This is a genomic window from Serratia sp. M24T3 (genome assembly GCF_000257645.1).
In the GTDB taxonomy this organism is placed as follows: domain Bacteria; phylum Pseudomonadota; class Gammaproteobacteria; order Enterobacterales; family Enterobacteriaceae; genus Rouxiella.
Genome location: NZ_AJHJ01000009.1, coordinates 133,247 through 147,484 on the forward strand (window position 1 = coordinate 133,247; position 14,238 = coordinate 147,484).

Genomic DNA, 14,238 nt, shown 5'->3' on the forward strand with positions numbered 1-14,238 from the left:
AACCTGGGATGAACAAAACTGGGATGAACAAAACACGGCAACAAGAATTAATCCGCTGGCTCAAGCAAGAAAGCTTGCGCGCCAAACGCTGGACTCGCCTCTCCATGATGCTTGGCCTTATCTCCGGTCTGCTCATTCTTGCTCAGGCCTGGTTGCTGGCCGGCCTGCTGCATAACCTGATAGTCAACCACGCACCGCGCGACACTCTGTTGCAAAGCTTCCTGTTTCTGGCCTTGACCTTTGCCCTACGCGCCGCGGTTACCTGGCTGCGAGAACAAGTGGGATTTATTTGTGGCCGAGTAATCCGTGAGGAAATGCGCAAGTTAGTGCTGGATCGCCTGCACCTACTTGGCCCGGCGTGTATTAAGGGCAAACCTGCGGGAAGCTGGGCCACGCTTGTCCTCGAACAAATTGAGGATATGCAGGATTATTACGCCCGCTACCTGCCGCAAATCTCTCTGGCGGGGATCATTCCCTTGCTGATCCTGGTAAGCATCTTCCCGATCAACTGGGCCGCCGGACTTATCCTTCTCGCCACCGCTCCACTGATCCCTATTTTTATGGCGCTGGTCGGCATGGGAGCGGCTGATGCCAATCGGCGTAACTTCCAGGCTTTGGCTCGATTAAGCGGCCAGTTCCTCGACAGCTTGCGCGGTCTTGATACTCTGCGACTGTTTTATCGTGCCGATGCTGAAATCAAGCAAATCAAGGATTCTACTGAAAACTTCCGCGCCCGTACCATGGAAGTTTTACGGTTAGCGTTTCTCTCTTCTGCCGTGCTTGAATTTTTTGCCTCTATCTCGATTGCCGTCGTCGCGGTTTATTTTGGTTTCTCTTATCTTGGCGAGCTTAATTTTGGCCATTACGGTACGCCTGTCACGTTATTTGCCGGTTTTCTGGTGCTGATTCTGGCCCCTGAATTCTTTCAGCCACTGCGTGATTTAGGGGTGTTTTATCACGCCAAAGCGCAAGCGGTAGGTGCGGCCGAGAGTCTGGTAGAGTTTTTAACCGTTGAAGCTGAACAGCCGGTCAGCGGAACCGAACATTTTGCAACCTGTGAAACTGTCACGATAACCGCCACTAATCTGCAAATTATGTCGCCACAGGGCCAGCGCCTTGCCGGACCGCTGAATTTTGAGCTGACCGCGGGAAAAAGCGTGGCAATTGTCGGACTGAGCGGAGCCGGTAAAAGCTCGCTGATCAATGCCTTGCTGGGCTTTTTGCCTTATCAGGGCCAATTGAAAGTCAACGGACAAGAGCTTAAAGACACGTTAATGACAGAATGGCGACAGCAAATCAGCTGGGTGGGGCAAAATCCGCAGCTCACCGAGCCTACGCTACGACAGAACATTTTGTTGAGTCAGCCTAACGCCAGTGACAAGGAGTTGAATCAGGTGATGGAACAATCTTTTGTCAGCGAGTTTCTGCCCCTGCTGCCTGAAGGCATCGACACCTTGATAGGTGAAGATGCCGCTCGCCTGTCGGTCGGGCAGGCACAGCGTGTAGCCGTCGCTCGCGCCCTGCTTTCTCCCTGCTTGCTGCTGTTGCTGGATGAACCAACGGCCAGCCTCGATGCCGAAAGCGAGCAGCGGGTGATGAGCACGCTAAATAGCGCTGCCAAAAAACAAAGCACTCTATTGGTCACTCATCGGCTGGAAGCCACTGAGAAATATGATGAAGTTTGGGTCATGGACCACGGGCTGCTGGTAGAGAAAGGCAGTTATCAACAATTGCTGGCACAGTCGGGGCATTTTGCCCGCTTGCACGCCCAACAAGACAGGGATCTGCCGCTATGAAAATCCTGTTACCGTATTTAGCACTTTATCGCCGACACTGGCTGCTCATGGCGCTGGGTATTGTGCTTGCCATTGTGACCTTGCTGGCAAGTATTGGTTTGCTGGCATTATCTGGCTGGTTCCTGGCTGCAGCCTCTCTGGCAGGTCTGGCGGGGATTTATACTTTCAACTATATGCTGCCCGCCGCCGGAGTGCGTGGAGCGGCCATTTTCCGCACCGCAGGGCGCTATGCCGAGCGAGTTGTCAGTCACGACGCGACCTTCCGCGTGCTGGCACATTTGCGAGTATTCACTTTCAGCAAACTTTTGCCGCTGTCTCCCGGTGGGCTGGCCGGTTTCCAAAAAGCCGAAATTCTTAATCGACTGGTCGCCGATGTAGATACCCTTGACCATCTTTACCTGCGCGTTATTTCGCCACTAATTTCAGCGCTAGTGGTCATTGTCGCAGTCACCATTGGGTTGAGTTTTGTTGATGTGAAGTTAGCGCTCACGCTCGGCGGCATTATGCTGACACTGCTGGTGCTGCTACCGGTAATTTTCTATCGCGCGGGTCAGCCTATTGGCCATGGCCTGACGCAGCTGCGCGGAGAATATCGCGCCCAGTTAGGCGGCTGGTTGCAGGGTCAGTCGGAGCTGGTGATTTTCGGTGCCGAAGCACAGAGCCGCAAAACGCTGGATGAAATCGAACGACGCTGGCTTGACCGCCAGCAGCAGCAGGCGAAACTCTCCGGCCTATCACAGGCCTTGGTGATTGCCACTTCGGGTTTGACCCTGTGCCTGCTGTTATGGCTGGCATCGGGTGGTGTTGGCAGTTTACCTGCCCCCGGTGCTTTGCTGGCACTGTTTGTCTTTACCCCATTGGCGGCCTTTGAAGCTTTGGGGCCAGTCGCCGGAGCCTTCCAGCATCTTGGACAGGTCATGGCCTCTGCGGGTCGCGTGACGCAGATTATCAGCCAGCGCCCCGTCGTCACCTTCCCCGACAAAGGTCCTGGGGGTGAAACGACAGCTTTCTTATCGATTCAAGATGTGAGTTTTACCTATCCCGGACAACCCCAGCCAGTATTGCAAGAAGTCAGTCTGGAGATCCAGCCCGGCGAGCATATTGCCTTGCTGGGTAAAACCGGCTGTGGCAAATCGACACTGGCTCAGTTACTGACCCGCGCGTGGGACCCTCAGGAGGGCCGTATTCAGCTTAACGGGGTTTCGTTAGTAGATTATCAAGAATCAAGCTTGCGCAGCATGGTGACGGTTCTGAGTCAGCGAGTGCACATATTTAACAGCACTTTACGTGACAATCTCCTGCTGGCAGCTCCGCAAAGCAGCGATGAAAAGCTGTCTGAGGTATTACGCCTGGTAGAATTGGGCAGTTTGCTTGATGATACAGGGCTGAATGCCTGGCTTGGCGAGGGCGGCAGGCAGCTCTCCGGCGGGGAGCAACGGCGTCTCGGATTGGCGCGGGCGCTGCTACATGATGCTCCGCTGTGGATACTGGATGAGCCTACGGAAGGTTTGGATACCGAAACTGAACGCCATATTCTGGCCTTGCTCGACAGTTACTGTAAAAACAAAACCTTGCTAATGATAACCCATCGCCTCACGGGTATCGATAAAATGGATCGTGTCTGCATCATGTCTGATGGGAAAATAGCGGCGTCGCCGGCACGGCTATAATCATCATTCTGAAACTTTTTTTGATTGAGACTTTTTATGCGCCTGGTGCAGCTTTCTGCCAATTCAATTCGCTTTCCCGACCCAGAGACCGCGCTGCGCCAACCCAACGGCTTGCTGGCGATTGGCGGTGACCTCTCCCCCACGCGCCTGCTTTCGGCCTATGCAGGCGGCATTTTTCCGTGGTTTGAACCCGGAGAAGAAATCCTCTGGTGGTCGCCCGATCCACGAGCGATTCTGATTCCGCAAGAGCGTCACATCAGCCGCAGCCTGAGACGTTTTCTACGCCAATCAGACTACTGCTACACCCTGAACCGGGCGTTTGGACAGGTCATCTCGGCCTGTGCCGAAGACCGCGAGGGTGGAACCTGGATTGGCCCATTGGTGCAAAAAGGCTATCTTGCGCTGCATCGGCAGGGTCATGCACATTCGATCGAGGTCTGGTCCAAAGGCGAACTGGTCGGTGGAATTTACGGCGTGGCGATAGGTGGACTATTTTGCGGCGAGTCGATGTTCAGCCGTCGTATCAACGCATCCAAGTGCGCAATCATGGCTTTTTGCCAATATTTTACCGCTCAGGGGGGAGAACTGGTTGACTGTCAGGTGATCAACCCTCACACTGCGTCGCTGGGTGCGAGAGAGATCCCCCGCCGCCAATTTTTGCAGCAGTTATCCCGACTTTCGCAACTCACGTTGCCACCGGAATGCTGGTTGCCACAAGACTTACCCCCACATGACGTTGATTTGCCATCCCTCCTGAAGGAATAGGGAATGTGTGCGGAAAACGCCAACAATTCTTTACATAATGTGGGTTTTTCGGCATTATCTTGCCGGTTAAAAACTATGGTAGTAACACCTAGAGGATTCGATGGCCAAAGAAGACAACATTGAAATGCAGGGCACCGTATTGGACACGTTGCCAAACACCATGTTCCGCGTTGAATTAGAAAACGGACACGTGGTAACCGCACACATCTCCGGTAAAATGCGCAAGAACTATATCCGCATCCTGACGGGCGACAAAGTCACTGTAGAGCTGACCCCGTACGACCTGAGCAAAGGCCGCATTGTCTTCCGTAGCCGCTGATAGGCTCACTCATCGCTGATTCATCCCGCGATACCTGAGGTTACCCATTTCGCTCTTCCACAGTCAGAAATGATACGTGGCAAGGGCGTTTTGTGGTTTCCGCTATTTAGCGCCTAAAGCTGCTTCAGAAGATAATACGGATTTACCGATGTAAAAAAGGCGATGTCTTCACATCGCCTTTTTCTATTTTAACACTTCAAATCAAAAGATTAGTGCACCGCACCCTCTTCTTTGATCTTCTGCGCACTCATAAAGTGATAGGTCAGTTTATCGGCCACTTTATCCAAAGCTACGGAAACTGAACCTCCATCGACCAGCGAACCGAACAGCAGTTCATTAGCCAACGGTTTCTTCAGATTTTCCTGCACGATACGCGTCATTGGACGAGCGCCCATTGCACGATCGTAACCTTTAACTGACAGCCAGTCGCGCGCTTCATCGCTAACTTCAAGCGACACGCCTTTCGCATCCAGCTGAGCCTGCAGTTCGACGATGAATTTATCGACAACCTGCTGGATAACCTCAGGAGACAGATGATTAAACCAAATCACGTTGTCCAGGCGGTTACGGAACTCAGGGGTAAACACTTTCTTGATCTCTTCCATCGCATCAGGGCTGTTGTCCTGATGGATAAGACCAATCGATTTACGCTCTGTCTCACGCACACCGGCATTGGTGGTCATTACCAGTATCACATTACGGAAGTCGGCTTTACGGCCGTTGTTGTCGGTCAGCGTCCCGTTATCCATTACCTGCAACAGCAGGTTAAAGACATCTGGGTGGGCTTTCTCGATTTCATCGAGCAGCACTACGGCGTGCGGATGCTTGATTACAGCATCAGTCAACAAACCGCCCTGATCAAAACCAACATAACCTGGAGGAGCACCAATCAAACGGCTCACGGTGTGACGCTCCATGTATTCCGACATATCAAAACGCAGCAGTTCGATATCCAGCGCTTTTGCCAACTGAACCGTTACCTCGGTTTTACCGACGCCAGTTGGACCCGCGAACAGGAACGAACCAACAGGTTTACGGTCCTGACTCAGGCCGGCACGGCTCATTTTGATCGCTTCAGTCAAAGCTTCAACGGCATTGTCCTGCCCGAATACCAGCATTTTCAGGCGATCGCCGAGGTTTTTCAGCACGTCACGGTCGGTGGCTGACACGGTTTTCTCTGGAATACGGGCAATTCGAGCAACTACGCTTTCGATATCGCTGACGTTAACCGTTTTCTTGCGTTTGCTGACCGGCATCAGCCGAGCACGCGCACCCGCTTCGTCAATCACGTCGATTGCCTTATCAGGCAGGTGACGATCGTTGATGTATTTTACCGACAACTCAACCGCTGCACGCACCGCTTTCGCGGTATAACGTACGTCGTGATGCGCTTCGTATTTGGTTTTCAGACCATTGATGATCTGCACTGTTTCTTCAGGAGATGGCTCGGTAATATCAATTTTCTGGAAACGACGCGCAAGCGCACGATCCTTCTCAAAGATACTGCTGAACTCCTGATAGGTAGTTGAACCAATTACGCGGATCTTGCCGCTGGAGAGCAGCGGTTTGATCAAATTAGCCGCATCAACCTGGCCACCGGACGCCGCACCTGCACCAATGATCGTGTGGATCTCATCGATAAACAGAATGCTGTTTTTGTCCTGTTCCAGCTGTTTCAGCAACGATTTAAAACGTTTTTCGAAGTCGCCGCGGTATTTAGTACCCGCAAGCAGTGAGCCAATGTCTAAAGAATAGAGCGTACAGTCGGCCATGATTTCAGGCACATCGCCCTGTTCAATACGCCAGGCGAGACCCTCGGCGATAGCTGTTTTACCGACACCGGACTCACCCACCAGCAGCGGGTTGTTTTTACGGCGACGGCACAGCACCTGAATAGCACGTTCCAATTCTTTATCACGGCCAATCAGCGGGTCAATGCCACCAACGCGCGCCAATTGGTTGAGATTTGTGGTGAAGTTCTCCATACGATCTTCCCCTGCCGACTGCTCTTCGTTAACCGGGTTCTCCGCATTGTTCGGAGCCTGGCTCGCTTCGTCTTTACGCGTACCGTGGGAGATAAAGTTCACCACGTCAAGGCGGCTGACATCATGCTTACGCAGCAGATAAGCAGCCTGAGATTCCTGTTCACTAAAGATGGCAACCAGCACGTTCGCGCCGGAAACTTCACTTCGGCCTGAAGACTGCACATGGAAAACAGCGCGTTGCAACACACGTTGGAAACTCAACGTAGGCTGGGTATCACGCTCTTCTTCGCTAGCGGGTAAAGTGGGTGTGGTCTGTTCGATGAAGGCTTCCAATTCCTGACGTAAGGCCACTAAATCGACCGTACAGGCCTCAAGCGCTTCACGAGCTGCCGGGTTGCTCAGCAACGCCAACAGCAGGTGCTCGACGGTCATAAACTCATGCCGGTGCTCGCGGGCTCTTGCGAAAGCCATATTGAGACTGAGTTCAAGTTCTTGATTGAGCATAGGCACCTCCCAAATAGATTGCCTTAATCAGGCTTTTTCCAGCGTACACAGCAACGGATGCTCGTTCTCCTTAGCGTAGCTATTCACATGTGCGACTTTGGTTTCAGCAACTTCTGCAGTATAGATCCCGCAAACGGCCTTGCCTTTGTAGTGCACTGTAAGCATCAGTTGCGTTGCACGTTCAATATCATAAGAAAAGAACTTTTGCAGCACGTCAATCACAAATTCCATTGGAGTGTAATCGTCGTTGTTTAATATAACTTTATACATAGATGGCGGTTTTAGCTCTTCCTTTTGTTTATCTGCCGCCAAATGTTCAAAATTTTGCCAATCCTGATTGTCGCCCATTGCCTGTCCGCTACCCTTTGCATCTAGAAATTTGTTAGAAACAGTTTGATCCGACACCTTGCGAAAGATGTATCACGTTGCATCTCGTCTCGGGTCACCAGATTACTCCAGTTATTTTACCATTTTTTAGACTTCCATGCCGCAGGACATAAACTGCGCCATTTAGCAGGCTATCTGCCGTAAAATAGGCCTAAAAAATCTCAATATCGTTACCTGCTTCAAACTTTGGTTATCTACCTGCCCCAGACAAATAGCCATCTCTTGACGTCTTAGACTAATACACTAGAGTGTAAATTTATAAGCCGGATGAGCTGCGGCACATCATCATTTTTTGCGTATTTTCCAACGGTAATACGCCTAAAACCCCACAATATTTTGATTTTGTGGTGCAGGCTTTAACTCTTTATTACTACCACCATAGTCATGAGAGGGATATGAGAGCATGGAGACGGGTACTGTTAAATGGTTCAATAATGCTAAAGGCTTTGGTTTCATCTGTCCTGTCGGCGGCGGCGAAGACATCTTCGCACATTACTCCACCATTAAAATGGAGGGTTATCGGACGCTAAAAGCCGGGCAACAGGTCAGTTATGACGTTCATGAGGGACCCAAAGGAAACCATGCCAGCATTATCATTCCAGTGGAAACTGAAGTGGTCGCCTGACGACCAAACTCAACCCCAGGTGATAACAGCAAACAATCATGCAAACTTTATAAAATACCAGTCGCTCGTTGGCTGGTATTTTATTTATGGGGGAGAATGAGTATCTCTTCAAGCCTTGATGTAAAAAAAATTAACTTTATTTATCTCTTCATTAGAAATCAGACTTTTCCGTTAATTTAAAATTCTGGTTTCACTTCACAATCTTCTTAATTTACTCACAATCCTGTTGTTACAAGGTTTAAGATCCTGCAACTAATATAGTGTCAATGTCTCTTATGGTCTCTCAATATGTCAATTCTTAGCTACCCTGCTTCAGGCGCGAAACCGCAGTCTGGCCTTGCGCTGATCTCGTCGTTGGTAACCGGGAAGAATAAACCGGGAAGAATGTGGCAAAAGCCTGCCTATAGACTTAAGTTTATGATCCGAAGCCTGATGTTCCCCAAAGCAACGTTAAAGGTCATGAACGAGCTGGCTTCAAACCCAATGCGAAATGAAATTCTGCATGCACAGCCTACTCTGCCGTGCAAAGTGCATCGCACCTATCTAGCGGTGAATATGCTTCGCGAACAGCACGCCAGTGGTCTGTGCGATCACTATCGATTCATTCGAGAACGCATGCCACAGGCAATGCAGTTAGGGCACCTTGAGAGAGAACACTTCAAGCTGGCTTCATTTTTAGGTAAAGACGAAGCGACTTACTCAATTAGCATGAATTCTTCGCTGCATCTCGATAAAGAAGGTGAAATTACCCTTAGATTTCTTGATGAAAATGACGAGCCGCTGGCTAATGTCACTTTTGCATTAATTAATTTCCAGGGGCTTTCTACATTATTTATTGGCGCGATTCAGGGCCCAAGCCAAAATATTGATCACACCAGGATTCAACAAGCGACAAAAGCCTGTCACGGTCTTTTTCCGAAAAGAGTATTAATGGAAGCCGTACTGCTTTTTGCAGAAAAGATGAATATGCAGCAAGTCTTTGCCGTGGGTAATCAAACACATATTTATGCCAACCCGCGCTACAGTAAACGCAAAAAGTCTATTTTTGCCGACTATGACTCTTTCTGGGAAACGCTGGGAGCGCATCAGCATCCCAACGGGTATTTTCATTTTCCCGCGCAGGTCAAACACCGCTCGCTGGACGACATCGCGAGTAAAAAGCGCGCAGAATACCGCCGCCGCTACCAGTTGCTGGATGAGATGGAAACGCAGATCCGCAACAGATTCAACTAAGTATTCTGTTATCCCAAATCGATATTCTATGTAATTGGCGCTGCAACAAGGCGGCAAGTGCGTGAATCCCGATGAGCTGACTCAGGTCAGTGATTCAGGGGAACCCGCGCAGCCAACCAAGTGGCAGCCTCAAATACGTCGAGTATCAGTCGGCACGCCCACGGGCGAGCCAGGCCACGCGCGAAAACATTTGTTTTAGCTCGGTTGGTACTGAACTGAGCCCCCGCGTAGCGGCTGACATTGCTACCTCAATGGCCAGATCGGGTTTCGAATTACGCTGCACCGCCTTTTCAATAATGTGCCGTGGAGAAATCGGCGTGCCCTCTGGCGTTCCCGCGGCGCGACGATAAACATCCTCGAAACCATTGCGATAAAGATAAGTTTCAATATCCAGCGCAGGCAAAGCAGTCAACCTATCGCGCAAAATATCCTCATGATTTTCAACCAGACTGGCGACCGTCGCGGCATATTTTCGCCCTGCCTCATCGCCATCGACCAACACGTGCCATTCAATACCCATCTGACGGGCAAAGCGCAGCAACGGTTTCAGCCCGCTTTGGGCAAACTCGATCACCTTGATACCCTCAGACTCAAAATTATAGTTACACTGGCGGGCAAGCTGATTGAGCAGCCACACTTCCGTTTCACCCTCCACCAGCAACCAGCAGCGGGCAAACAGTGATGAAGGTCGGCTGTAGCGAATATGGAAGGCAATACGGCGACTGTCTTCTGAAGACATACCCTGTGGCCCAATACTGTAGGCCGCCACCTTGCCGGATTCTCTGACCAGACGACAGATTTGCTCAACAGGCACCAGCGAGAGCAGATCCCCAGAATTGGTAGTGGTAATACGCTGTAACGGAAGCTGCTCCAGCAATCCCCAGGCAACTGATAACATAATCGGATGCAGACGCGTTTCCGGGTCTTCAATCAGTAAAAGCGGGCGAGCATCAGGATGCAGTGCCACCGAACCTTTAGCCTGCAATAACGTCGAAAACATTGCCAGTAGCATCACTCTCATACTGCGGCTGTTGGGCTCGGCGATCATCTGATTGATATTATTCAGCGAACGCCACGCCTGGCGACTTTCATTACGGCCATGGCGCTTCTGCTGCCAGGATTTTTTGTTTCGTTTCCGTTCCTCCGCACTGTTGTCGCCCGCCGTTGCGCTGCCAATGCCGGGTGTATCGCTGATAAAACTGTTCATTCCAAAGTAATGTTCCAGCAACTGCTGCATCGCTGCCAACCCTTGTCGCAACTCGGCGTTGGTCAGCGCCTGTGGATTATGAATCAGCGCGCGGGTCAGGTCATCAAGCTGTCGAGCCATGGTTCCGGCATCTTGTTGCAGCTGCGGCGAGAGATCTTCTTTGCGGATCCGGCCGACAAAGCGCGCATCGCGCAGACGCAAAACCGGATGAAGCTTGATCAATGCTTTGGCCAGCGGATCGATAGTGGTCAAAGCCAGCGGCTCACCGTTGGCAGAAAGGAAAGATCGCCAGGTTGCTACGCTGCCATCGTCATCCATCTCGCCTTCCAGCCGATAATAGATACGATTTAAACGGTCATCGCAGCGAACCCAAAGTGGCGAAAGCGGATTAAAGCGCGGCGACATATGATTGCCGGGCTGATTTTCACAGAAGGTGAAGACCACGTGCAGGTATCGCTGCTTATCCTGTTTTTCACCGGCCGGGAAATGGAAATCCTGCTCCTGAAAACAGTAGAGATCTGGTTCTGGTGACAGCAGCAGGGTCAGCGCATCAAGCAGGCTGGACTTACCCCAGGCGTTCTCCCCCAACAGCACGGTATTAGTGTTGATGGTTCCCAGATGGGTCAGCCCATTATCTGCATTGAGCGAGTTAAGCGCCACACCGCGGCGGTCTGGTTGCGTCAGAGTCAGGGAGAGTCGGTTGATCCCCCGGAACCCGACAATATCAATATGCTCCAGATACATTGGCACCTCCCGTGCAGCTTTTATTATGGTCTGATTCCTGTTCTGAGCATGACGACAAACAGGCGCATTGGTCAAGAGTCAATAGCGAAAGACCCTGCTTACTCTCAGACCTTTACTCCTGCATAGGTTTTCGCTAGGTTGTGGCACGCTTTTTATCGTTTTTTTGAATGGACTCTTATTAATATGTACTCAGGTCTGCTGATTATCCTTGTGCCACTGATCCTCGGCTATCTTATTCCGGTCAAAAATCGGCGTTTGCTGCGCACCGTCGACCAGTTACTGAGCTGGATGGTCTACGTGATCCTGTTTGTGATGGGGGTCAGTCTGGCATTTCTGGACAATCTCAGCAGCAACCTGCTAATGATTTTTGAATACGCCTCGATATTTTTCGTCTGCATCTTTGCTTTTAACCTGCTGGCGCTGCGACTGCTTGAACGCCGCAAGCCGTGGAAATCTTTGCATCGTCAGGAAGTTTTGACCTCGAGATGGCGTATGGCATTAGATTCGCTGCGGCTGTGCGGCGTGGTGGTGGTTGGTTTCTTGCTTGGCCTGACTCAATGGCACTGGCTAACCTATGCCAGCGAGGCCAGTGAAGCCGCGCTAATTTTACTGCTTGTGATTGTTGGCATTCAGCTGGGTAACAGCAGCCTGACGTTGCGCCAGATTATCCTCAACCGGCGCGGGGTGATGGTAGCTACAGTGGTATGCGTCGCCTCGCTCGGTGGCGGTTTGCTTGCCGCCTGCATTTTAGGATTACCACTAAAAACAGGCCTGGCGATGGCGTCCGGATACGGCTGGTATTCGCTTTCTGGCATCGTGTTAACCGATTCTTTTGGCCCGGTCATTGGTAGCGCCGCGTTCTTTAATGATTTGGCACGCGAACTGTGCGCCATCATGCTTATACCGTCTCTGGTGCGCGGCAGTCGTTCTTCGGCTCTAGGGCTGTGTGGAGCGACGTCTATGGACTTTACCCTACCCGTACTCCAACGTAGTGGCGGTATCGACATGGTGCCGCCTGCGGTGGTTCACGGCTTCCTGCTAAGCCTGTTGGCTCCAATACTGATGGCACTTTTCTCTTCGTAAATCAGTTATGAACTATGCTTACCCCCAGTCGTTTTAAATTTATATAAAACCGCAGCAAACTTTTTATGCGGTAAGAAAATCAAAAAACACCGGAGGAATTGATGAAACAAACCGTTGCGGCATTTATTGCAAAAACGTTCGAAGAAGCTGGCGTAAAAAGAATTTGGGGCGTGACCGGCGACTCTCTCAACGGCCTGAGCGACAGCCTGAATCGCATGGGCACAATCGAGTGGATCGGCACCCGTCACGAAGAAGTCGCGGCGTTTGCGGCAGGTGCAGAAGCACAAATCACCGGGGAACTCGCGGTTTGTGCCGGTTCTTGCGGCCCTGGAAACCTGCACCTGATTAATGGACTTTACGACTGCCATCGTAATCACGTTCCCGTGGTTGCCATCGCTGCACATATTCCTTCCAGTGAAATTGGCAGCAACTATTTTCAGGAAACGCACCCTACCGAACTGTTTCGCGAGTGCAGCCATTATTGTGAACTGATCAGTAACCCTGAACAGCTGCCTCAGGTGCTGGCAATTGCCATGCGCAAAGCCATTCTGAACAAAGGCGTATCGGTCATCGTACTGCCGGGCGACGTAGCATTGAAACCAGCCCCTGAAGAGGCAAGCACCCAGTGGTATCCTCCTCAATTGCCTTTGGTTCAACCGCCTCGCTCGGAGCTGGAAAAACTGGCCGAGCTGTTAAACAACTCGAGTAATATCACCTTGATGTGCGGCAGCGGCTGCGCCGGAGCGCATCAGGAAGTGGTTAAACTCGCCGAAACGCTGAAAGCCCCAATCGTGCATGCGCTGCGCGGCAAAGAACATATTGAATGGGACAACCCCTATGACGTTGGCATGACTGGCCTTATTGGCTTTTCATCGGGCTACCACGCCATGCTCAACGCCGACACGCTGGTCCTGCTGGGCACGCAATTCCCTTACCGCGCCTTCTACCCAACCGATGCGAAAATCATTCAAATTGATATCAACCCAGGCAGCATCGGCTCGCATTGCCACGTTGATGTCGCGCTGGTAGGCGACATTAAAACCACTCTTTCAGCACTGCTTCCCGGCCTCAAGGCCAAAACCGACACCAGTTTCCTCGATAAGGCGCTGAAACACTATCAAGAAGCGCGCAAAGGTCTTGACGATTTAGCGACGATGAATGACAAACAGCCTATCCATCCACAATATTTAGCTAAGCAGATCAGTAAGTTTGCCGATGAAAACGCCATATTTACCTGTGACGTCGGCACCCCTACCGTTTGGGCCTGCCGTTATTTAAAAATGAACGGCAAACGCCGCCTGCTGGGGTCGTTTAACCATGGCTCAATGGCTAACGCCATGCCCCAGGCTATCGGCGCGCAGGCTATTGACCGCAGTCGCCAAGTGATCGCGATGTGCGGCGATGGCGGCTTTGCCATGCTAATGGGCGATTTTCTGTCTATTGCCCAGCACAAACTGCCCATCAAGCTGGTTATCTTCAACAATAGTTCCTTAGGTTTCGTGGCAATGGAGATGAAATCCGGCGGCTATCTGACCGACGGCACCGAGCTGAAAAACCCTGATTTTGCCGCCATCGCCGAAGCGACCGGGATTAAAGGCATCCGCGTTGAAAAAGCCTCTCAGGTTGATGCAGCGCTGCAAGAGGCCTTTGCCCATGACGGCCCGGTACTTATAGATGTCATCACCAACACGGAAGAGCTGGCGATGCCGCCGACAATAAAAATGGAACAGGCCAAAGGTTTCAGCCTCTATATGCTGCGGGCGATTATTAACGGTCGAGGCGACGAGGTCGTTGATTTAGCTAAAACTAACTGGTTACGTTGAGGAAACCGCTCTGCATTTTGGCATTTTAGAGGTATATAGTGGAGGAGACATTCCACCAGGGGCGACCAACGCCCCTGCTTTTCAAGGCCAATAAAGA

General features: G+C 51.3%; 10 protein-coding genes and 1 pseudogene. 8 read left to right on the top strand and 3 right to left on the bottom strand.

Annotation, left to right across the window (positions count from 1 at the left end):
• Window positions 1–23 precede the first annotated feature (23 nt).
• From cydD to infA, 4 genes and pseudogenes are all read left to right on the top strand, one after another.
• Window positions 24–1,796, top strand: coding sequence for a cysteine/glutathione ABC transporter permease/ATP-binding protein CydD (cydD, locus tag SPM24T3_RS10125; RefSeq protein WP_009636654.1), 1,773 nt, complete (start codon window positions 24–26; stop codon window positions 1,794–1,796).
• A pseudogene (cydC, locus tag SPM24T3_RS10130) lies at window positions 1,793–3,442 on the top strand (cysteine/glutathione ABC transporter ATP-binding protein/permease CydC); the annotation flags it as partial. The gene cydD and the pseudogene cydC, both read left to right, overlap by 4 nt.
• A 60-nt stretch (window positions 3,443–3,502) precedes the next feature.
• Window positions 3,503–4,231 carry a leucyl/phenylalanyl-tRNA--protein transferase gene (gene aat, locus SPM24T3_RS10135; RefSeq protein ID WP_009636656.1) on the top strand — a complete coding sequence of 243 codons (729 nt, stop codon included), beginning with the start codon at window positions 3,503–3,505 and terminating at the stop codon, window positions 4,229–4,231.
• Window positions 4,232–4,331: 100 nt separating this feature from the next.
• Window positions 4,332–4,550: a translation initiation factor IF-1 gene (gene infA, locus SPM24T3_RS10140; RefSeq protein WP_002211347.1), complete on the top strand. Its 219-nt coding sequence runs from the start codon at window positions 4,332–4,334 to the stop codon at window positions 4,548–4,550.
• Between the two features lie 209 nt (window positions 4,551–4,759).
• On the opposite strand, the gene clpA is transcribed toward infA, so the two are convergent.
• Both clpA and clpS read right to left on the bottom strand, forming a co-directional pair.
• The gene (clpA, locus tag SPM24T3_RS10145; protein ID WP_009636661.1) at window positions 4,760–7,039 is read right to left on the bottom strand and encodes an ATP-dependent Clp protease ATP-binding subunit ClpA; all 2,280 of its coding nucleotides are present in this window, start codon (window positions 7,037–7,039) and stop codon (window positions 4,760–4,762) included.
• A gap of 27 nt (window positions 7,040–7,066) precedes the next feature.
• Window positions 7,067–7,387, bottom strand: coding sequence for an ATP-dependent Clp protease adapter ClpS (gene clpS, locus SPM24T3_RS10150; RefSeq protein ID WP_009636662.1), 321 nt, complete (start codon window positions 7,385–7,387; stop codon window positions 7,067–7,069).
• Between the two features lie 442 nt (window positions 7,388–7,829).
• Here clpS and cspD point away from each other — a divergent pair, with 442 nt between their 5' ends.
• Together cspD and SPM24T3_RS10160 are read left to right on the top strand one after the other, a co-directional pair.
• The gene (gene cspD / locus SPM24T3_RS10155) at window positions 7,830–8,051 is read left to right on the top strand and encodes a cold shock-like protein CspD (RefSeq protein WP_009636663.1); all 222 of its coding nucleotides are present in this window, start codon (window positions 7,830–7,832) and stop codon (window positions 8,049–8,051) included.
• A 288-nt stretch (window positions 8,052–8,339) separates the two neighbouring features.
• Entirely contained in the window at window positions 8,340–9,284 is a 945-nt protein-coding gene (locus SPM24T3_RS10160) for a VirK/YbjX family protein (RefSeq protein WP_037378140.1), read from the top strand.
• 145 nt (window positions 9,285–9,429) lie between these two features.
• Here SPM24T3_RS10160 and SPM24T3_RS10165 read toward each other — a convergent pair whose 3' ends face one another.
• Window positions 9,430–11,235 carry an ATP-dependent endonuclease gene (locus SPM24T3_RS10165; protein ID WP_009636665.1) on the bottom strand — a complete coding sequence of 602 codons (1,806 nt, stop codon included), beginning with the start codon at window positions 11,233–11,235 and terminating at the stop codon, window positions 9,430–9,432.
• A 183-nt stretch (window positions 11,236–11,418) separates the two neighbouring features.
• Here SPM24T3_RS10165 and SPM24T3_RS10170 point away from each other — a divergent pair, with 183 nt between their 5' ends.
• Together SPM24T3_RS10170 and poxB are read left to right on the top strand one after the other, a co-directional pair.
• Window positions 11,419–12,318: a lysine exporter LysO family protein gene (locus tag SPM24T3_RS10170; RefSeq protein WP_009636666.1), complete on the top strand. Its 900-nt coding sequence runs from the start codon at window positions 11,419–11,421 to the stop codon at window positions 12,316–12,318.
• Window positions 12,319–12,419: 101 nt separating this feature from the next.
• A complete protein-coding gene (poxB, locus tag SPM24T3_RS10175; RefSeq protein ID WP_009636667.1) occupies window positions 12,420–14,141 on the top strand; it encodes a ubiquinone-dependent pyruvate dehydrogenase in 1,722 nt (573 codons plus the stop codon).
• The last annotated feature ends 97 nt before the right edge of the window (window positions 14,142–14,238 follow it).